This window comes from Methylobacterium sp. Leaf108 (genome assembly GCF_001423265.1).
Lineage (GTDB): Bacteria > Pseudomonadota > Alphaproteobacteria > Rhizobiales > Beijerinckiaceae > Methylobacterium.
The window spans coordinates 84,099-102,891 of record NZ_LMND01000034.1 but is presented as its reverse complement, the minus strand read 5'-3'; the positions used below and the strand labels follow the sequence as shown (position 1 = coordinate 102,891).

The 18,793-nt window shown below is 69.8% G+C and carries 19 protein-coding genes; all 19 read left to right on the top strand.

The window, feature by feature from the left end; genetic code table 11:
- Positions 1–69: 69 nt before the first annotated feature.
- Positions 70–909, top strand: coding sequence for a zinc-ribbon domain-containing protein (locus ASF39_RS18510; RefSeq protein WP_056286666.1), 840 nt, complete (start codon positions 70–72; stop codon positions 907–909).
- A gap of 13 nt (positions 910–922) precedes the next feature.
- Entirely contained in the window at positions 923–1,495 is a 573-nt protein-coding gene (gene hpt, locus ASF39_RS18505; RefSeq protein ID WP_055889928.1) for a hypoxanthine phosphoribosyltransferase, read from the top strand.
- A gap of 153 nt (positions 1,496–1,648) precedes the next feature.
- Positions 1,649–2,014, top strand: a complete 366-nt coding sequence (locus ASF39_RS18500) for a response regulator (protein WP_055889744.1) — start codon at positions 1,649–1,651, stop codon at positions 2,012–2,014.
- Between the two features lie 122 nt (positions 2,015–2,136).
- The gene (locus ASF39_RS18495; protein WP_056286663.1) at positions 2,137–3,126 is read left to right on the top strand and encodes a GTP-binding protein; all 990 of its coding nucleotides are present in this window, start codon (positions 2,137–2,139) and stop codon (positions 3,124–3,126) included.
- 155 nt (positions 3,127–3,281) lie between these two features.
- Complete coding sequence (locus tag ASF39_RS18490) at positions 3,282–4,448, top strand: putative peptidoglycan glycosyltransferase FtsW (protein WP_056286659.1); 1,167 nt, start codon at positions 3,282–3,284, stop codon at positions 4,446–4,448.
- Complete coding sequence (gene murG / locus ASF39_RS18485; RefSeq protein WP_056286656.1) at positions 4,445–5,554, top strand: undecaprenyldiphospho-muramoylpentapeptide beta-N-acetylglucosaminyltransferase; 1,110 nt, start codon at positions 4,445–4,447, stop codon at positions 5,552–5,554. Before ASF39_RS18490 ends, murG begins: the two co-directional genes overlap by 4 nt.
- A 55-nt stretch (positions 5,555–5,609) precedes the next feature.
- Entirely contained in the window at positions 5,610–7,016 is a 1,407-nt protein-coding gene (gene murC, locus ASF39_RS18480) for a UDP-N-acetylmuramate--L-alanine ligase (RefSeq protein WP_056286653.1), read from the top strand.
- Positions 6,979–7,560 carry a DUF559 domain-containing protein gene (locus tag ASF39_RS20835; RefSeq protein ID WP_348271528.1) on the top strand — a complete coding sequence of 194 codons (582 nt, stop codon included), beginning with the start codon at positions 6,979–6,981 and terminating at the stop codon, positions 7,558–7,560. Before murC ends, ASF39_RS20835 begins: the two co-directional genes overlap by 38 nt.
- Positions 7,557–8,489: a UDP-N-acetylmuramate dehydrogenase gene (murB, locus tag ASF39_RS18475; protein ID WP_056286649.1), complete on the top strand. Its 933-nt coding sequence runs from the start codon at positions 7,557–7,559 to the stop codon at positions 8,487–8,489. Before ASF39_RS20835 ends, murB begins: the two co-directional genes overlap by 4 nt.
- A 54-nt stretch (positions 8,490–8,543) precedes the next feature.
- Positions 8,544–8,759 carry an AbrB/MazE/SpoVT family DNA-binding domain-containing protein gene (locus ASF39_RS18470; protein WP_244472465.1) on the top strand — a complete coding sequence of 72 codons (216 nt, stop codon included), beginning with the start codon at positions 8,544–8,546 and terminating at the stop codon, positions 8,757–8,759.
- Positions 8,746–9,120, top strand: coding sequence for a type II toxin-antitoxin system PemK/MazF family toxin (locus ASF39_RS18465; RefSeq protein WP_056286646.1), 375 nt, complete (start codon positions 8,746–8,748; stop codon positions 9,118–9,120). Before ASF39_RS18470 ends, ASF39_RS18465 begins: the two co-directional genes overlap by 14 nt.
- A gap of 37 nt (positions 9,121–9,157) precedes the next feature.
- Positions 9,158–10,081: a D-alanine--D-alanine ligase gene (locus ASF39_RS18460; RefSeq protein ID WP_055889717.1), complete on the top strand. Its 924-nt coding sequence runs from the start codon at positions 9,158–9,160 to the stop codon at positions 10,079–10,081.
- Complete coding sequence (locus ASF39_RS18455; protein ID WP_056286643.1) at positions 10,048–11,016, top strand: cell division protein FtsQ/DivIB; 969 nt, start codon at positions 10,048–10,050, stop codon at positions 11,014–11,016. The genes ASF39_RS18460 and ASF39_RS18455 overlap by 34 nt, the downstream gene beginning before the upstream one ends.
- Positions 11,017–11,080: 64 nt before the next feature.
- A complete protein-coding gene (gene ftsA / locus ASF39_RS18450) occupies positions 11,081–12,403 on the top strand; it encodes a cell division protein FtsA (protein WP_055889707.1) in 1,323 nt (440 codons plus the stop codon).
- A gap of 126 nt (positions 12,404–12,529) precedes the next feature.
- Positions 12,530–14,272: a cell division protein FtsZ gene (gene ftsZ / locus ASF39_RS18445; RefSeq protein ID WP_055889705.1), complete on the top strand. Its 1,743-nt coding sequence runs from the start codon at positions 12,530–12,532 to the stop codon at positions 14,270–14,272.
- A gap of 314 nt (positions 14,273–14,586) precedes the next feature.
- Entirely contained in the window at positions 14,587–15,534 is a 948-nt protein-coding gene (gene lpxC / locus ASF39_RS18440; RefSeq protein WP_055889702.1) for a UDP-3-O-acyl-N-acetylglucosamine deacetylase, read from the top strand.
- A gap of 217 nt (positions 15,535–15,751) precedes the next feature.
- Entirely contained in the window at positions 15,752–16,630 is an 879-nt protein-coding gene (locus ASF39_RS18435) for an outer membrane protein assembly factor BamD (protein ID WP_055889925.1), read from the top strand.
- A 133-nt stretch (positions 16,631–16,763) separates the two neighbouring features.
- On the top strand, positions 16,764–18,437 hold the full coding sequence (recN, locus tag ASF39_RS18430; protein WP_056286640.1) for a DNA repair protein RecN: 1,674 nt from the start codon (positions 16,764–16,766) through the stop codon (positions 18,435–18,437).
- 133 nt (positions 18,438–18,570) lie between these two features.
- On the top strand, positions 18,571–18,792 hold the full coding sequence (locus ASF39_RS18425; protein ID WP_055889698.1) for a hypothetical protein: 222 nt from the start codon (positions 18,571–18,573) through the stop codon (positions 18,790–18,792).
- The last annotated feature ends 1 nt before the right edge of the window (position 18,793 follow it).

The window sequence follows — 18,793 nt, the reverse complement described above, 5'->3', positions numbered from 1 at the left end:
CGCGACAACCATGTCTGTCTTTTTGCACGACGCGGCAACCGCCGACCGACCTGGAAGCGCCGATTCGCCATGCAGATCGTCTGCCCCGCCTGCGCCAGCGAATACGAGATTCCCACCGATCGGGTCGGAGCGGAAGGCCGCTCGGTGCGCTGCGCCGCCTGCCGCGAGACCTGGTTCATCGGGCCCGACGACGTCGCCACCGCGCAGATCGCCGAAGCCATCGCGGCGATGGACGACGGCACCCGCAACCGCTCCGAGGACCAGGCCGCCCTCGACGCCTGGGAAGCGGCCCTGGCGGAGGAGGGCATCGCCCCCGACGCCGCAGCCTCGTCCTCCCCTGCAGAGCCCCCGTCCGTCGACCCCCCGCCGAGGAAGGCGGCCAAACGGCCCTTGCGACCGGTAAAGCCCGGCCGGTCGTGGTCCGCCTTCGCCACCGCGGCGGGCCTGTGGCTGGCGATCGTCGCGGTGGGGGGTGGCGCCCTCGTCGCCCGCACCACGGTCGTACGGGCGATGCCCCAGAGTGCCGGGCTCTATGCCGCCATCGGCCTGCCCGTGAACCTGCGCGGCATCGACCTGCGCGACGTCGCCGCCTACCAGGCCGCTGGCGAGGCGGGTCTGACGCAGCTCGTGGTGGAGGGCGACCTCGTCGGCGTCACGCGGGAGGCCGTCGCCGTGCCGGCCATCGAGATCGAGGTGCGCGACGAGCGGGACCAGCCGCTCTACCGCTGGACCGTTCCCTCCCCGCGCCCGTCCCTGGAGGACCGCGAGACCGCCCGCTTCCGGGCCAGCCTGTCGGCGCCGCCGGCCCAGGGGCGGTCGGTGCAGGTGCGCTTCGCGGGCACCGGGCAGATGCGTGCCGATGCCGCCGCGAGCGAGCCCAAGGCCGATGCCAGCCGGCGGAACCCATGATATGGACTGCGTGATGAACACCACGCCTTCCCGACGCGTCCGCGTCCTGTTCGACGAATCCGCCATCGCCCGGCGCAACGAGGAACTGGCCGGCGAGATCGCGGCGGCCAAGCTCGAAGACCTTCTCGTGGTCGCGGTGCTCAAGGGCAGCTTCATGTTCGCCGCCGACCTGTTGCGCGCGCTGCACCGGTCCGGCCTCGCGCCGCAGGTCGAGTTCGTCCACCTGTCGAGCTACCGCACCGGCACCGTCTCCACCGGTCAGGTCGAGATCCTGCGCGACGTCCAGAGCGAGGTGCGGGGCCGCGACGTGCTCCTCGTCGACGACATCCTCGAATCGGGCCGGACCCTGGTCTTCGCCAAGGATCTGCTGATGGCGCGCGGCGCCAAGCGCGTGATGACGGCGGTGCTGCTCGAGAAGCCCGGCAAGCGCGCCGTGACCATCGACGCGGATTTCGTCGGCTTCCCCTGTCCCGATGCCTTCGTGGTCGGTTACGGCATGGATGCCGCCCACGCCTACCGCCAGTTGCCCTTCGTCGGCCTGGTCGACTTCGAGAGCAGCGAGCCCGACCTCTTCGGCGGCACCTGACCGGCTTCATTCGCTTGGCCACCGGTGGCATTTGCGCGCAGAGATGACAAATTCGTCCGGCCGCTCTGCCATTTTCGCTTGACATGCGATCTTGGCGCTTGCGTCTCTGGCACCGGCGGCGACACGCCCGCGATCACATACGAAACGGTGTTTATGGCTCGCATCCTGCTAGTGGATGACGAAGAGACGATCCGCGGCTTCCTGAAGCGCGGCCTCGAGATCGACGGGCATGCCGTGGTCACCGCCAGCGATGGCAGCGACGGGCTGGACCGGCTGATCGAGGCGGCCGGCGATTTCGACCTGCTGCTCACCGACATCCGCATGCCGTTGATGGACGGCATCGCCCTGGCGCTCGCGGCCAAGCGCGACTTCCCCGACCTGACCATCCTGCTGATGACCGGCTTTGCCGATCAGCGCGAGCGCGCCCGCGGCCTCGACGCCATCGTGACCGACGTCCTGACCAAGCCCTTCTCCCTGGCCGACCTGCGCTCCACCGTGAACCGCGCGCTGGCGGCCTGAGCGGACCGACGCTGGCTCCGGTTCCCGGCGTGCCTTCCATCGCACGCGGGTGACACACTATATCATCGGACGAAGACCAGCGTGGGCCCTCCCGCGCCGCGCGCCCCCATGAGACCGTTCCCATGTCCGACACCTCCGGCAATATCTCCGACTCTGGCAAGATTCCCGTCACCGTGCTCACCGGCTATCTCGGTGCGGGCAAGACGACCCTCCTCAACCGCATCCTCACCGAGAACCACGGCAAGCGCTACGCCGTGATCGTCAACGAGTTCGGCGAGATCGGCATCGACAACGACCTCGTGGTCGGCGCCGACGAGGAGGTGTTCGAGATGAACAACGGTTGCGTCTGCTGCACCGTGCGCGGCGACCTCATCCGCATCATGGACGGGCTCGTGAAACGGCGCGGCAAGTTCGACGCGATCATCGTCGAGACCACCGGGCTGGCCGACCCCGCCCCCGTCGCCCAGACCTTCTTCGTCGACCAGGACGTGGGCGATGCCGCCCGCCTCGACGCCGTGGTCACGGTGGCCGACGCCAAGTGGCTGTCCGACCGCCTGAAGGACGCCCCCGAGGCCAAGAACCAGATCGCCTTCGCCGACGTCATCCTCCTCAACAAGGCCGATCTCGTGGAGCCGGGCGACCTCGACCGGGTCGAGGGCCAGATCCGCGCGATCAATCCCTACGCCACCATCCACCGCACCAGCCGCTGCGACGTGCCCCTCGATGCGGTGCTCGACCGCAACGCCTTCGACCTCGGCCGCATCCTCGACATCGAGCCGGCGTTCCTGGAGGAGGGCCACCACCATCACCACGACGACGAGATGCAGTCGGTCTCGGCCAGGATCGACGGCCCGGTGGACCCGGAGAAATTCATGCCGTGGATCTCGAACCTGACCCAGGTGCAGGGGCCGGACATCCTGCGCTGCAAGGGCATCGTCGCCTTCCCGAACGAGCCGCAGCGCTTCGTCTTCCAGGGCGTCCACATGATCCTCGACGGCGACCTCCAGGGCCCGTGGAAGGACGACGAGGCCCGGGTCTCGCGGGTGGTGTTCATCGGGCGCAACCTCGACCCGGAGACGATCCGGGCCGGCTTCTTCGACTGCAAGGCATAGGCGCAGCGTTCCTTCCCCCCCGCGCGGGGGGAAGGGACTTGGCGAGCCATCGTCTCCGGTGGGACGGGACACGGGTGTCCGCAAGGATTGGTTTACCATTCCGTCCCAGGATCGCGCCGCGCCGCCATCCGCCGGCGCGCGAGAGAGCGCCATCCATGATGTCCCGCGCGGAACGCACGCCCCTCACCGATTGGTGGTGGACGGTCGACAAAGGCCTCCTGGCCGGCCTCGCCGCGCTGATGGTGGCGGGCCTCGTCTTCCTCATGGGCGGCGGGCCGCCGGTGGCCGAAAAGATCGGCCTGCCGACCTTCTACTTCCTCAACCGGCAGGCGCTCTATCTGGCGCCGACGCTGCTGATCATCGTGGCGGTCTCGTTCCTGTCCCTGCGCCACATCCGGCGTGTGGCGCTCGCCACGTGGATCGTCGGCGTGGCCCTGTGCATCCTGGCCGGCAAGTTCGGGCCCGAGATCAAGGGCGCCCACCGCTGGATCCAGTTCGGCGCCTTCGGCCTGCAGCCGTCCGAGTTCGTGAAGCCCGCCTTCGTGGTGGTGGCGGCCTGGGCGTTCTCGGAGGGCGCGCAACGGCGCGACATGCCCGGCGGCCTTCTCGCCATCCTGCTCCTGCCGATCACGATCGTGCCGCTGATCCTGCAGCCGGATTTCGGCCAGACCATGCTGATCACCATCGTCTGGTGCTCGCTGTTCTTCGTGGCGGGCCTGCACTGGTTCTGGGTCGCGGGCCTGGGCGTCGGCGGCCTCCTCGGGGTCGCGGTGGCCTATCGTTTCCTGCATCACGTCCGCGAGCGCATCACCCGCTTCATGGACAAGGATTCCGGCGACAGCTTCCAAGAGTTCTGGGCGCGCGAATCGTTCAACTCCGGCGGCTGGCTCGGCACCGGCCCCGGTGAGGGCGTCGCCAAGCGCCACCTGCCCGACGCGCACACCGACTTCATCTTCTCCGTCACCGGGGAGGAGTTCGGTGCGCTCGTCTGCCTCGGCCTCGTCTGCCTGTTCGCCTATATCGTGATGCGCGGCCTCAAGCTGGCGCGCCGCACCGACGACACCTTTTCGCGCCTGGCCATCACGGGATTGACGACGCTGTTCGGATTGCAGGCCTGCATCAACATGGCGGTGAACGTGCGGCTGATGCCGGCCAAGGGCATGACCCTGCCGTTCGTCTCCTACGGCGGTTCGTCCCTGATCTCGCTGGCGCTCGGCATGGGCTTCCTCGTGGCCCTGACCCGCAAGCGGCCGCGCACGGTGATGCTGAGCCAGAAGCCGCCCGGCACCGCGCCGGCGACGGTGGCCGGGGTGATGCGATGACCGTGGCGCAGGCCACCGTCCTCCTCTGTGCCGGCGGCACCGGCGGGCACCTGTTCCCGGCCGAGAGCCTGGCCATCGCGTTGCGCGCCCGCGGCGTGCGGGTGGTGCTCGCCACCGACGCGCGGGTGGATTCCATCGCCACGGGCTTTCCGGCCTCCGAGATCGTCACCATCGCCTCGGCGACACCTTCGGGCCGCTCGCTCGTCCGGCGGGCGAGCGCGCTCCTGACGCTGGGCCGCGGGTTCGGCGCCGCCGCCCGTGAGATCAAGCGGATCGACCCGGCCGCCATCGTCGGGTTCGGCGGCTATCCGACGGTGCCGCCGATGCTCGCGGGACAGATCCTGCGGCGGCCCACCATCCTGCACGAGCAGAACGCGGTGATGGGCCGGGCCAACGCCTTCCTGGCGCGCGGCGCGCGTGCCATCGCCACGGGCTTCGCCGAGGTTCGCGGCATCCCGGAGAAGGCCACCGCACCGCGCACCCACACCGGCAACCCCCTTCGCCCGGCGGTGCTGGCGGCGGCGGCGACGACCTATCCGCCGCTCGGCGACACCGACGGCCTCCACCTCCTCGTCTTCGGCGGCAGCCAGGGCGCGGCCGTGATGGGCCAAATCGTGCCCGCGGCCATCGCGCAGCTCCCCGCCGACCTGCGCGCCCGCCTCCACCTCGTGCAGCAGGTCCGCGCCGAGGACCTGACGCAGGTCCAGAACCTCTACCTCGGCCTCGGTCTCGCCGGGCTCGAGACGGCGCCGTTCTTCAAGGACCTGCCCACGCGCATGGCCCAGAGCCACCTCGTCATCGGTCGCTCGGGCGCCTCCACGGTCTCGGAACTGGCCGCCATCGGCCGGCCCGCGATCCTGGTGCCGCTGCCGGGCGCCCTCGATCAGGACCAGGCCGCCAATGCCGCGACGCTGAGCGCCATCGGCGCGGCGCTGACGATTCCGCAAGGCAGCTTCACCCCCGACCGCCTCACCGCGGAACTGGTCGATCTGTTCGGAACGCCGGCAAAATTGACCGCGGCGGCGGCAGCGGCCAAAAGTGCCGGCATCCACGACGCCGCCGAACGGCTCGCCGATGTCGTGATCGCGACGGCGGCGCTCACCTGATCGCGGGGTCGGCGCCGCGGCGCTCCCGCTCGAACCGACGAGACTGGCTCACACCATGAAGCTGCCCGACAAGCTCGGCCCCATCCATTTCATCGGCATCGGCGGCATCGGCATGTCCGGCATCGCCGAGGTGATGATGAACCTCGGCTACACGGTGCAGGGGTCGGACGCCAACGACAACGCCAACGTCCGCCGGCTCGCCGAAAAGGGCATCAGGACCTTCGTCGGCCATGCGGCCGGCAACGTCGAGGAGGCGGCCCTCGTGGTGGTCTCCACCGCGATCCGGCGCGACAACCCCGAGCTCGTCGCCGCCCGCGAGCGCCGCCTGCCGGTGGTGCGGCGAGCCGAGATGCTGGCCGAGCTGATGCGCTTCAAGTCCTGCGTCGCCATCGCCGGCACCCACGGCAAGACCACCACCACCTCGCTGGTGGCCGCCCTCCTCGATGCGGGCAACCTCGACCCCACCGTCATCAACGGCGGCATCATCAACGCCTACGGCACCAACGCCCGCATGGGCGAGGGCGAGTGGATGGTGGTGGAGGCCGACGAATCCGACGGCACCTTCCTCAAGCTGCCGGCCGATGTCGCCATCGTCACCAACATCGACCCCGAGCACCTCGACCATTTCGGCTCGTTCGAGGCGGTGAAAGACGCCTTCCGGCGCTTCATCGACAACATCCCCTTCTACGGTTTCGCCGTGATGTGCATCGACCATCCGGTGGTGCAGGACCTCGTCGGCCACATCGAGGACCGCCGCATCATCACCTACGGCGAGAACCCGCAGGCCGACGTGCGCCTGATCGACGTGGACCTGCGTGGCGGCCAGAGCCGGTTCCGCGTGATGATCCGCGACCGTCGTCCCGGCTTTCGCCTCGAGATGGAGAACCTCGTCCTGCCGATGCCGGGCAAGCACAACGCCCTCAACGCCACCGCGGCGCTGGCCGTGGCCCACGAACTCGGCGTCGAGCCGCAGGCGATCCGCAAGGCGCTGGCAGGCTTCGGCGGCGTCAAGCGCCGCTTCACCAAGACCGGCGAATGGAACGGCGCCCTGATCTTCGACGACTACGGGCACCACCCGGTGGAGATCAAAGCGGTGCTCAAGGCCGCCCGCGCCTCGACGGAGGCCAACGTCATCGCCATCGTGCAGCCCCACCGCTACACCCGGCTGGCCTCCCTGTTCGACGATTTCTGCACCTGCTTCAACGACGCCGACACGGTCATCGTCGCCTCGGTCTACGCCGCGGGCGAGGCGCCGATCGAGGGCATGGACCGCGACGGCCTCGTCTCGGGCCTCAAGTCCCGCGGCCACCGCGACGCTCTGGCCCTCGACCGCACCGAGGATCTCGCCGGACTGGTGGCGAGCCGCGCCAAGGCGGGCGACTACGTCGTGTGCCTGGGGGCCGGCAACATCACGCAGTGGGCCTATGCGCTTCCGGCGGAACTGGCGTCGTTGCAGGCCTGAGGCGATGCGCTCGGCGGACGAAGAGCGGACCGAATGTCGGCGCCGGCTTCGCCACGATCACACCGACGTCGAGACGAGATCATGGCGGCGTCTGCGCAATCGCCAGTTCGGTGGGTTCAAGTCCGTCCGTCGGGAAGGGATTGGTCCCTCCGGTGCCGACTTTTGTCGTCGTGAGGTCGAGGTGGTCGTCGAGCTCAACGGAAGTCAGCCTGTCGACAGGTCTCGTGATACGAGCAGGAATGCCTATCCCACCCGGCTCGGCTATCGCGTCCTTCGTTTCCGGAACGCCGGGACCAAGGACGATATCGCTGGTGTTCTCGACACCATCGCGGCGCCGCTTCCCCCCTCTCCCCGCTCGTGGGGAGAGGACGTGGGCCTCCTTATCGGGGCCGGCGTAAGCCCGAAGGGCGAGGCTGAGGGGACGATCCCCGAGAAGCCTCATCCGAAAGCGCCCCCTCACCCTCGGCTGCCGCCTCGCTTGGCCGATGACGAGGTCGGCCAAGCCCTCTCCCCGCGAGCGGGGAGAGGAGGAGAACCCTCATGACCGCCTTCCCCGACATCACCCCCGACATCCGGTCGCGTGCGCCCGCCCTGCGCGGACGCCTCGTCGCGAACCAGTCGCTGGCCGACCTCACCTGGTTTCGGGTCGGCGGACCGGCGCAGGTGCTGTTCAGCCCGGCCGACGAGGAGGATCTGGCGCTGCTGCTGGCCGCCCTCGATCCGGCGATGCCCGTGACGGTGATCGGCCTCGGCTCGAACCTGATCGTGCGGGACGGCGGCATACCGGGGGTGACGGTCCGGCTCGGCGGCAAGGCCTTCGGCTCGGTGGAGATCGACGGCGACACCCTGCGGGCCGGCACCGCCGTCCCCGACATGCGCCTGGCCAAGGCGGCGGCGGAGGCCTCCCTCGACGGGCTCGCCTTCTTCCGCGGCATCCCCGGTTCGATCGGCGGTGCGCTGCGCATGAACGCCGGCGCCCATGGCGGCGAGACCACCGACGTCCTGGTCGAGGCCCGCGGCATCGACAGGCGCGGCGAACGGCGGACGTTCGGCCACGGCGAGATGGGCTTTGCCTACCGCCATTCCTCCGCCCCCGAGGACGTGATCTTCACGAGCGCCCTGTTCCGCGCGCGGCCGGGCGAGCGCGCGGCGATCGAAGCGGAGATGGATCGCGTCACCGCGGCCCGCGAGGCGGCCCAGCCGATCCGCGAGCGCACCGGCGGCTCGACCTTCAAGAACCCCGAGGGCGGCAAGGCCTGGCAACTCGTCGACGCCGCCGGCTGCCGTGGCCTGCGTGTCGGCGGCGCCCAGGTGTCGCCGATGCACTGCAACTTCCTTATCAACACCGACGGCGCCACGGCGGCCGACATCGAGGCCCTCGGCGAAGAGGTGCGCCGGCGCGTGCGCGAGACCTCGGGCGTCGAGCTCCACTGGGAGATCAAGCGCATCGGCGTGTCGACGTCGGGGGCGTAAGCCGGTAAGACGTAAGTCATCCGACGCGAGGGGCCGATGGCGGGACAGGACGTCTTGACGATCTATTCGAAGGTCTCCGTGAAGAGTCAGACCGTGCTGCCGGCCGAAGTGCGCGAACGCCTCGGCATCGGCCCCGGCGACCGCCTCCGTTACGTGATCACGCCGGACGGCATTCGTATCGAAAAGGCCCGGCCCGAGGGTGAAGATCCTTTCGTGACCTTCACGGAATGGGCGGGGGCCGCCGACGAAGACGCCTATGGCAATCTCTGAGGATCCGAGCGAAGTCCCGTTTCCGGCGGGGACCGTGGTGGTCGTGCCGTTTCCCTGCTCCGACCGCCTCGCCGAAAAGCGCCGCCCGGCCGTCGTCGTCTCGGGCCAGGCCGTCGCAGAGGCGGGGTTCGTCTGGATCGCCATGATCACCAGTGCGAACAACCCGGCGATGGGGGGCGATCAGGCGATCGACGATCTCGCCGCCGCCGGTCTCTCGGCCCCTTCGGTCGTGAGGCCCGTCAAGCTGGCCTGCATCGAACCGCTCCGTATCCTCAAACGGATCGGCACCTTGTCCCCGGTGGTGGCCGGAGCGGTGTTCGACGCGATCCGCGACAGGATCGGACCACCAAGGCCCGCGTGACGACGAAACCCATTTCGCGAAAGTTTCAGGAGTCCCCATGTCCAAGCACGTCGCCGTCCTCATGGGCGGGTGGTCCTCCGAGCGCGAGGTCTCGCTCAATTCCGGCACCGCCTGCGCCAGGGCGCTCGAAGGGGAGGGGTTCACCGTGACCCAGGTCGATGTCGGGCCGGACATCGCCACCGTGCTGACCGACTTGAAGCCCGACGTCGCCTTCAATGCCCTGCACGGCCCGGCCGGCGAGGACGGCACGATCCAGGGGCTCCTGGAGATCTTGAAGATTCCCTACACGCACTCGGGCGTCCTCGCCTCGGCGCTCGCCATGCATAAGGAACGTGCCAAAACGATCATGAAGGCGGCCGGGGTCAGCGTGCCGGACGGTTGCGTCGTCGATCGCCATGATGCCGCAAAGTCACACGTGCTGCCGCCGCCCTACGTCCTCAAACCGATCGCCGAAGGCTCCTCGATGGGCGTCATCATCGTGCGCGACGGGCGCTCGCATCCGCCCCAGATCCTGGCGTCGGACGAGTGGGTCTATGGCGACCAAGTCCTTGCAGAGACTTACGTTGCGGGCCGCGAGCTCACCTGTGCCGTGATGGGCGACCGGGCGCTCGGAGTCATCGAGATCAAGCCCGCCTCGGGCGAGTGGTACGACTACGATGCCAAGTACGCCGCGGGGGGGTCGATCCACGTCCTGCCGGCCGAACTTAAACCAAATGTTTACCAGCGTGTCCAAGAGTTGTCGTTAACGGCGCATCAAGCACTGGGCTGTCGGGGCGTCAGCCGTGCCGATCTTCGCTACGACGACACACCGGGTGGAACCGGTGCCCTCGTCGTGCTGGAGGTCAACACGCAACCCGGCATGACCCAGACGAGCCTTGTGCCCGAGATCGCGGCCCATGCGGGCCTAACATTCGGTGAGCTCGTCCGATGGATGGTGGAGGACGCAACCTTGGGCCGCTGAGCGGCGCCGGCCCGGCCGGCGACGGCGGGGTCCTCGCGCGCCTCTGCGGCGTGGGCGGGCGCCTCGCGGCGGCACTGCCGGGCGTGGCCCGGCCGTCGTCGTCCCGGCGCCCGCGGATCGGCGCGCCGATCGGGCGGCGGTTTCCGCGCCTCGTCGGTTCCCTCGCCCTCTCCTGCACCTTCGGAACCCTCGCCGTCGCCGGTTTCATCGCGAGCGGCCGCTACGACACCTTCGTCACCGAGAACGGCCGGCCCCTCGACATCCTGGCCCGCATCGCCGGCTTCGGCGTCGAGCGCGTCACCATTGCGGGCATCTCGCGGCTCTACGAGAGCGAAGTGCTGGAGGCGGCGGGCATCGACGCGCGCTCGTCGGTGGTCTTCCTCGACGTCAGGGAGGCGCGCGAGCGCCTGATGCAGGTGCCGCTCATCGCCAGCGTCTCCGTGCGCAAGATCTATCCCAACGAGATCCTCATCACCCAGGTCGAGCGCGAACCCGCCGCCCTGTGGCAGCGCAACGGCGAGCTCTCGGTCATCGCCGCCGACGGCACCGTCATCGACGAGATGCGGGACGACCGCTACGCGACCCTGCCCCTGGTGGTCGGCGAGGACGCCAACCTGCGCCTCAAGGACTACCTCGACCTGATCGAGGCGGCCGGCCCCCTCGCCGAGCGCGTCAAGGCCGGCACCTACGTCTCGGGCCGGCGCTGGACGCTCAAGCTCGACGGCATCGACATCCGCCTGCCCGAGACCGGCGCCAGGGAGGCGCTGTCCCGCCTGGTCCGCCTCGAACGCACCAACCGCCTGCTGGAGAAGGACATCATCGCCATCGACCTGCGCATGCCCGACCGCGTCGTGGTCCGCCTCACCGAGGAAGCCGCCGCCACCCGCCTCGAATCCCAGAAGAAGAAGCCCAAGGGCAAGGGCACCGACACATGAGCCGCACGATTCGCCCCGCGCGCCTCGCGCCCACCCGCCCCGTCAGTCTGGTCCGGTAAGCCTCATGCACGCGCATCACGGACTCACGCCCCGCCTCAAACCGCTCTCGGCGCGGCGCAGCGCCACCCTGTCGGTCCTCGACATCGGCACGAGCAAGGTCGTGTGCCTCATCGCCGAGCTCCAGCCGGCCGAGGCGCTCTCGACCCTGCGCGGGCGCACCCATCTCGCCCGCATCATCGGCATCGGCCACCAGCGCTCGCACGGCCTCAAGGGCGGCGCGATCGTCGACCTGGAGGCCGCCGAGGGAGCCATCGCCCAAGCGGTCCACGCCGCCGAGCGGATGGCCAAGGTCGAGGTGCAATCGGTCATCGTCAACATCTCGGGCGGTCGCATCGGCTCCCAGCACTTCGATGCGCATGTGCCGGTCCGGACCGGCTCCGTCACCGCGGCGGACGTCGAGCGCGCCCTGGAGACGGCCAGCGCCCACGGCGTCAGCCCCGGCCGGGCCGTGCTCCACGCCCTGCCCACCGGCTATTCCCTCGACGGGCAGGGCGCGGTGATCGACCCCTCGGGCATGATCGGCGACGCGCTCGGGGTCGACCTGCACGTCGTCACCAGCGAGGCCGCCGCGGCCCGCAACCTCATGCTGGCGGTGGAACACTGCCACCTCGGCGTCGAGGCGGTGATCGCGACACCCTACGCCGCCGGCCTCTCGGCGCTCGTCGACGACGAGGCCGAGATGGGGGTCTGCGTCGTCGACATGGGCGGCGGCACCACCACCGTCGGCGTCTTCTCGGGCGGCCACCTCGTCCATGTCGACGCCCTCGCGGTGGGCGGTCACCACGTCACCATGGACATCGCCCGCGGTCTTTCGACCCGGGTGGCGGCGGCCGAGCGCCTCAAGACGCTCTACGGCTCGTGCATCTCCACGGCCTCGGACGACCGCGACATGATCGCGGTCCACGGGGTCGGCGAGGACGAGGGCGACGCCCCCACCCACGTGCCGCGCTCGCAACTCGTGCGGATCATCCGTCCCCGCGTCGAGGAAGTGATCGAACTCGTGCGCGACCGGCTCCGCGCCGCGGGTTTCGCCAGCCAGGCCGGCCGCCGCGTGGTGCTGACGGGCGGCGCCAGCCAGCTCGTCGGCCTCCCCGAGCTGACCCGCCGGATCATGCAGGGACAGGTCCGGATCGGCCGCCCCCTCGGGATCCGCGGCCTGCCGGAAGCGGCCAAGGGACCGGCCTTTTCCGCCGCCGTCGGCCTGCTGGTCTACCCGCAGGTGGCGCATGCGGAGCATTTCGAGCCGCGCGGGCAGGGTGCCTTCGCGGCGACGGGAACGGATGGCTACCTCTCGCGCGTCGGACGCTGGCTCCGCGAGAGCTTCTAGGAACGACGGGCCGGCGGCCGGTGCCCTCCCGCGAGGGGCCGCCGCAAGCCCGGCACAAGCAAATCGGCGCTGGTCTTCGTGGCCGGGCGTCAACCGAAACGTGAAAGGCACGAGAGGCTCATCACCATGGCCATCAGTCTGCAGGCGCCGGACATCCGGGAACTGAAGCCCCGCATCACCGTCTTCGGTGTCGGCGGAGCCGGCGGCAACGCCGTCAACAACATGATCGAATCGGGCCTGCTCGGCTGCGAGTTCGTCGTGGCCAACACCGACGCCCAGGCGTTGACCTCGTCCAAGGCCGAGCGCGTCATCCAGATGGGCCTCAACGTCACGCAGGGCCTCGGTGCCGGCTCGCACCCGGAGGTCGGCTCGGCCGCCGCCGACGAGGTCATCGACGAGATCCGCGACCAGCTCTCGGGCGCCCACATGTGCTTCATCACCGCCGGTATGGGCGGCGGCACAGGCACCGGAGCCGCCCCCGTCATCGCCCGGGCGGCGCGCGACATGGGCATCCTCACCGTCGGCGTCGTCACCAAGCCGTTCCAGTTCGAGGGCGTGCGCCGGATGCGCACGGCCGAGGCCGGAATCCAGGAGCTCCAGGCCGCCGTCGACACCCTGATCGTGATCCCGAACCAGAACCTGTTCCGGGTCGCCAACGAGAAGACCACCTTCGCCGACGCCTTCGCCATGGCCGACCAGGTGCTCTACTCGGGCGTCGCCTGCATCACCGACCTGATGGTCAAGGAAGGCCTGATCAACCTCGACTTCGCCGACGTGCGCGCCATCATGCGCGGCATGGGCAAGGCGATGATGGGCACCGGCGAAGCGTCGGGCGAGAACCGCGCCAACCGCGCGGCCGAAGCGGCCATCGCCAACCCGCTCCTCGACGACGTGTCGATGAAGGGTGCGCGCGGCCTGCTCATCTCCATCACCGGCGGCAACGACCTCACCCTGTACGAGCTCGACGAGGCCGCCACCCGCATCCGCGAAGAGGTGGATTCGGACGCCAACATCATCCTCGGCGCCACCTTCGACGAGAGCCTCGACGGCATCATCCGCGTGTCGGTGGTGGCCACGGGTATCGAGCCGGCCCTGATCACCGCCAACGGCGGCCAGAGCAGCACCGAGATCCTGCAGACCGAGCAGCGCATCGCCGAGGTGGCCGAGCGTCTGCGGGCGGAAGCGAGGGCGCGGGCCAGCCAGCCCGCGCCGACCTTTCGCCCCGCCGGACAAGACCTCCCCGTAGCGCCGGTCGCCGTCGCGCCGGCGCCCGTCGAGCAGCCCGTGGCCCCCAAGCCCGAGCCCATCCGCTTCGAGGCGCCGGCTGCCCTGGCCGTGCGCGACGAGGTGGTGCTGACCCAGACCCAGCCGCGGGCCGCGGTGGCCTACGAGCCGGCCCCGGCCCCGGCCCCCGAGCCGGCTCCGATGCCGGCCGCCGGCCCCTACATGCCGCCGCGCCCGGCGGTGCCGGTCGCCCGCGCCCCGCGCATGCCGCAGATCCAGGACCTGCCGATGCCGGCCCAGGCCCAGATCCGCGCCAAGCAGGGCGAGGACGCTCACGAGCAGCCCGCCGACAACAAGCGCATGACGCTCCTGCGCCGCCTCGCCACCGTCGGCTTCGGCGGTCGCCGCGAGGAGACCGAGGCGGCACCGCCCGCCCCGGTCCGTGCGCCGGCCGCACCCTCGCAGACCGCCGCCCACGTGGCGGCCCAGGCGGAGCACGCCCGGCGTCTGGCCGCCGCCCAGGTGCCTCAGTATCGGGCTCCCCAGGGCCAGCTCGACCCGCAGGGGCGTGCACTGCCGCAAGGCCGGATGATGGACGACGACCAGCTCGAGATCCCCGCCTTCCTCCGGCGCCAGGCCAACTGACGGTCAGACCCGTCTGCCTTGAGACTTTTCTGCAACAGACCCGGGATCTCAGGATCCCGGGTCTGCCCATGTGTTAAGGCGTTGATAAAGAAACAGGATCAGGATCACGTCGCAAAAGCGTGTCTGTAACAGAGCGTAAGAAACCGTGATTTGGACGCCTTCGGTGCCCCGGCTATAGAAAATTTGGAATGACGAGGGCGCGGCGGTTTCGCCGTCAGCGCTCGCAGGGGCTTCAAGCAGCGGACGGATCGAAGGGCTTCGCCGGCGCCATTTATGTGGCGCTGCGGTAGCCGGTCACGGCCGAGGGCTATGGAATGCGATCGAACCAACAGACGACATTGAAGGCACCGGCATCCCTCAGCGGGATCGGCGTCCATTCCGGGAAACCGGTCGAGATCACCCTCAGGCCCGCCCCGGCCAACCACGGGATCGCCTTCCTGCGGACGGGCGTCGAGACCGGTAACGACCGGTTGATCCAGGCGCATCACGCCTGCGTCTCCGCCACCGAACTCTGCACCGTGATCGGCGACGTCGAGAGCGGGGCGGTCGCCACCATCGAGCACCTGATGTCCGCCCTCTACGGTGTGGGCGTCGACAACGCCCTCGTCGAGATCGACGGGCCCGAGATGCCGATCCTCGACGGGAGCGCGGCGCCTTTCGTCAAGGCGATCGACGCCGTCGGCCTCGTCTCCTGCGGCGCCAAGCGGCGCTGGATCAAGGTACTGCGCACCGTCCGCGTCCAGGTCGACCGCGCCTTCGCCGAGCTGCGCCCCATCGACCGGGGCTTCCGCCTCGACGTCGAGATCGATTTCGAGAGCCCGGTGATCGGCCGCAGCCGCAAGGCCATGGACCTGACCCCCGCCTCCTACCGCCGCGAGATCGCGCCGGCCCGCACCTTCGGCATGATGCGCGACGTCGAGCGCTACTGGAAAGCCGGGTTCGCCCTCGGTGCCTCCCTCGAGAACACCGTGGCCGTCGGCGAGACCACGGTCGTCAATCCCGAGGGACTGCGGTTCGCCGACGAGTTCGTCCGCCACAAGTTCCTCGATGCCGTCGGCGACCTCGCCCTGGCCGGGCTGCCCCTCCAGGGCGGATACCGCTCCTATTGCGGCGGGCACCGCATGAACGTCGCCATCCTCGACGCGCTGTTCTCCGACCGCGCCAATTACGCGATCCTCGAAGCGGCCGGCAGCCGCCGTGAAGCCGCCATCGCCGAATTCGGCACCGGCCTCGGCCTCGCCGCCTTCGCCGGCGACCTGTAGCATTCCGGACACGCCGGGCGCTGCGATCGCAGGCGTCGTACCGCTGCCGCTTTCGCGCCCAATTCTGCCGTCAGACGTTCATCGTCTGTGAACGGTTCCGCGATCGCCGGTGACTCGCACCACGATCCGGGCAACATGCCCGCTCCGCTCGAAACGACTCGTGACATGGCTGACGACGCGCGCCGAATACGGCGGGGTCGGTTGGGGGATGACCGGAATGGCCTTGGCTGATCTCAACCGCTCGAAGCTGGCGGCCGTCCTGTTGGCCGTCTGCGGCCTCGGCCTCGGTGGCTGCGACGCCCTCGATTCGATCAATCCCTTCGCCGAGAAGTACAAGCCGGAAGTGATCCCGGATGTTCCCGCCAACACGCTCTACAGCGAAGGCCTGGCGAAGATGGAGGACCGCGACTTCGAGGCGGCCGCCAAGAAGTTCGGCGATCTCGACAAGCAGTATTCGTACTCGGAGTGGTCGCGCAAAGCGCTCCTGATGACGGCCTACGCCAATTACGAGGGCCAGAAGTACGAGGACGCGATCATCGCCTCGCAGCGCTACATCAAGCGTCATCCGGCCAGCAAGGACGCGGCCTACGCCCAGTACCTGATGGCGATGTCGCACTACAAGCAGATCCCCGACGTCTCACGTGACCAGGAGCGCGCCGAGAAAGCGCTCAACGGCCTGCAGGAACTCGTCCAGAAGTATCCGACCTCCGAATACGCGGCCGACGCCAAGGCCAAGATCCAGATCACCCGCGACCAGCTCGCCGGCAAGGAGATGGAAGTCGGTCGCTTCTACCTGGAGCGCCGCAACTTCCCCGCGGCCATCAACCGGTTCCGCGACGTCGTCAGCAAGTACCAGACGACCCGCCACGCGGAAGAGGCCCTCGAGCGTCTCGTGGAGGCCTACATGGCGCTCGGCATCACCGCCGAGGCCCAGACCGCGGCCGCCGTGCTCGGCCACAACTTCCCTGACAGCCCCTGGTACAAGGACGCCTTCGCCCTCCTCCAGAGCGGTGGCCTCGAGCCCCGCGAGGAGAAGTCGTCCTGGCTGAGCAAGGTCTACCGTTCCGTGATCGGCCGGACCGCCGAGGCGCAGTAGCGTCCCGGGAGCGAGGGCGCAGTCCTGCGGGCGGCGTCGCCCGTTCGTCGGCGCCGCGAACCCGTGTGACACGTCGCGGAATGGGGCTTGGAGACCAGGCCGGACGCCCTCAAGCCAAGGCCCGACACGCGGCATGCTGATCCAGCTTGCGATCCGCGACATCGTCCTGATCGACCGGCTCGAGCTGAGCTTTCGCGAGGGCCTGTCGGTCCTGACCGGCGAAACCGGCGCGGGCAAGTCGATCCTGCTCGATGCCTTCGCCCTGGCGCTGGGCGGGCGCGGCGACGGCCGCCTCGTGCGCCACGGCGAGGGCCAAGGCGGCGTCACCGCCGTGTTCGACGTCGGCCTCGACCACCCCGCCCGGCGCATCGCTGCCGAGGCCGACCTCGATACCGAGGGCGATCTCATCCTGCGTCGCGTGCAGATGGCCGACGGCCGGACCCGCGCCTTCGTCAACGACCAGCCCGTCGGCGTCCAGGTGCTGCGGGCGGTGGGGGCGTCCCTCGTGGAGATCCACGGGCAGCACGACGACCGCGCGCTGGCCGACCCATCCACCCACCGCACCATCCTCGATGCCTTCGGCGGCCTCACCCCCCAGGTCGGCCGGGTCGCCGACAGGGCCAAGGCCGTCCGGGTGGCCAGGACCGCCCTCACCGAACACCGCGCCCGGATCGATGCCGCCCGCAAGGAGGCGGATTTCCTTCGCCACGCCGTGGGGGAACTGGCCGAGCTCGATCCGCAAGCAGGCGAGGAGGCGCAGCTCGCCGAGCACCGCACCACGATGCAGCAGAGCGAGAAGGTGGCGCGCGACCTCAACGAGGCCCTGGATGCGGCCGGCGGCCCCCATTCCGGCGTGCCCCACCTGTCCTCGGCCCTGCGCAAGCTCGAACGGCGCGCCTCGCAGCTGCCCGCCCTGGTCGATCCCTGCATCGCCGCCCTCGATGCAGCCCTCGTCGCCCTCGACGAGGCCCGCAACGTCCTCGACGCGGCGGTGCGCGAAGCCGAGTTCGATCCGCGCGAACTCGAACGGGTGGAGGAGCGCCTGTTCGCCCTGCGCGCGGCCTCGCGCAAATACGACGTCCCCGCCGACGACCTCGCCGCCCTGCGCGACCGCTACGAGGCGGACGTGGCCGCCATCGATGCCGGCGAAGAGGCGCTGGGCGGCCTCGAATCGACCCTGGCCAAGGCCGAGGCGGATTACGTGAAGGCGGCCACGGCCTTGAGCGAGGGGCGGCGGCGGGCGGCCAAGCAGCTCGACGCGGCGGTGAAGACCGAACTGCCGCCGCTCAAGCTGGAGCGGGCCCGCTTCATCACCGAGATCGCGACCGATCCCGAATCGCGCGACGCCGGCGGGTTCGACCGGGTCGAGTTCTGGGCCCAGACAAACCCGGGGACGCGGCCCGGGCCGATGATGAAGGTGGCCTCGGGCGGCGAACTTTCGCGCTTCATGCTCGCGCTCAAGGTTGTGCTCGCCGACAAAGGCTCGGCCCCGACCCTGATCTTCGACGAGATCGACACCGGCGTCGGCGGCGCCGTGGCCGATGCCATCGGCGGGCGGCTGTCGCGTCTGGCGGCCCGCGTCCAGGTCGTGGCGGTCACCCATGCGCCGCAGGTGGCGGCGCGGGCGGGCACCCATTTCCTCATCGCCAAGGATGCGGTGAAGGGGAGCGACCGGGTCGCCACCCGCGTCGCCTCCCTGGCCGCACCGGCGCGGCGCGAGGAGATCGCCCGGATGCTGGCGGGCGCCACCGTCACCGACGAGGCCCGCGCCGCCGCCGCCAGCCTGATCGAGGCGGCCGACGCCTGACGCCCGCACCCCTTGAATAGTCCTTCGCCCGCGCGTCGAAAAATTAACGTTTCGTTAACTATGTTCGCGCATAGGCTAGGTCTCCCAGACCGTTCGAGCGATTCGTTCGGAACGGCGGGGTGGATCGAAAGATATGGCCAGCACGACAACCCAGGGACACGACACGAACCAGCCCGAGCTCACGGTGCAGGTCGAATCGCCGCCCACCATGACCGGTCATACCCGCGCCCACCTCGGCGTCGCGCTGCGTACGATCTACGCGGATCTGTGCGAGGCCCAGCCGATCACCGACACGCAGGTCGACCTCCTTCTGCGGCTGCGCCATAAAGAGCGCGACCGCCGCCGCGCGGCCTGAT

What these genes read in the sequence shown, in the direction of transcription:
- ASF39_RS18510 (WP_056286666.1), top strand. Translation starts at nt 70, where the DNA reads ATGCAGATCGTCTGCCCCGCCTGCGCCAGCGAATACGAGATTCCCACC.
- hpt (WP_055889928.1), top strand. Translation starts at nt 923, where the DNA reads ATGAACACCACGCCTTCCCGACGCGTCCGCGTCCTGTTCGACGAATCC.
- ASF39_RS18500 (WP_055889744.1), top strand. Translation starts at nt 1,649, where the DNA reads ATGGCTCGCATCCTGCTAGTGGATGACGAAGAGACGATCCGCGGCTTC.
- ASF39_RS18495 (WP_056286663.1), top strand. Translation starts at nt 2,137, where the DNA reads ATGTCCGACACCTCCGGCAATATCTCCGACTCTGGCAAGATTCCCGTC.
- ASF39_RS18490 (WP_056286659.1), top strand. Translation starts at nt 3,282, where the DNA reads ATGATGTCCCGCGCGGAACGCACGCCCCTCACCGATTGGTGGTGGACG.
- murG (WP_056286656.1), top strand. Translation starts at nt 4,445, where the DNA reads ATGACCGTGGCGCAGGCCACCGTCCTCCTCTGTGCCGGCGGCACCGGC.
- murC (WP_056286653.1), top strand. Translation starts at nt 5,610, where the DNA reads ATGAAGCTGCCCGACAAGCTCGGCCCCATCCATTTCATCGGCATCGGC.
- ASF39_RS20835 (WP_348271528.1), top strand. Translation starts at nt 6,979, where the DNA reads ATGCGCTTCCGGCGGAACTGGCGTCGTTGCAGGCCTGAGGCGATGCGC.
- murB (WP_056286649.1), top strand. Translation starts at nt 7,557, where the DNA reads ATGACCGCCTTCCCCGACATCACCCCCGACATCCGGTCGCGTGCGCCC.
- ASF39_RS18465 (WP_056286646.1), top strand. Translation starts at nt 8,746, where the DNA reads ATGGCAATCTCTGAGGATCCGAGCGAAGTCCCGTTTCCGGCGGGGACC.
- ASF39_RS18460 (WP_055889717.1), top strand. Translation starts at nt 9,158, where the DNA reads ATGTCCAAGCACGTCGCCGTCCTCATGGGCGGGTGGTCCTCCGAGCGC.
- ASF39_RS18455 (WP_056286643.1), top strand. Translation starts at nt 10,048, where the DNA reads ATGGATGGTGGAGGACGCAACCTTGGGCCGCTGAGCGGCGCCGGCCCG.
- ftsA (WP_055889707.1), top strand. Translation starts at nt 11,081, where the DNA reads ATGCACGCGCATCACGGACTCACGCCCCGCCTCAAACCGCTCTCGGCG.
- ftsZ (WP_055889705.1), top strand. Translation starts at nt 12,530, where the DNA reads ATGGCCATCAGTCTGCAGGCGCCGGACATCCGGGAACTGAAGCCCCGC.
- lpxC (WP_055889702.1), top strand. Translation starts at nt 14,587, where the DNA reads ATGCGATCGAACCAACAGACGACATTGAAGGCACCGGCATCCCTCAGC.
- ASF39_RS18435 (WP_055889925.1), top strand. Translation starts at nt 15,752, where the DNA reads ATGGCCTTGGCTGATCTCAACCGCTCGAAGCTGGCGGCCGTCCTGTTG.
- recN (WP_056286640.1), top strand. Translation starts at nt 16,764, where the DNA reads ATGCTGATCCAGCTTGCGATCCGCGACATCGTCCTGATCGACCGGCTC.
- ASF39_RS18425 (WP_055889698.1), top strand. Translation starts at nt 18,571, where the DNA reads ATGGCCAGCACGACAACCCAGGGACACGACACGAACCAGCCCGAGCTC.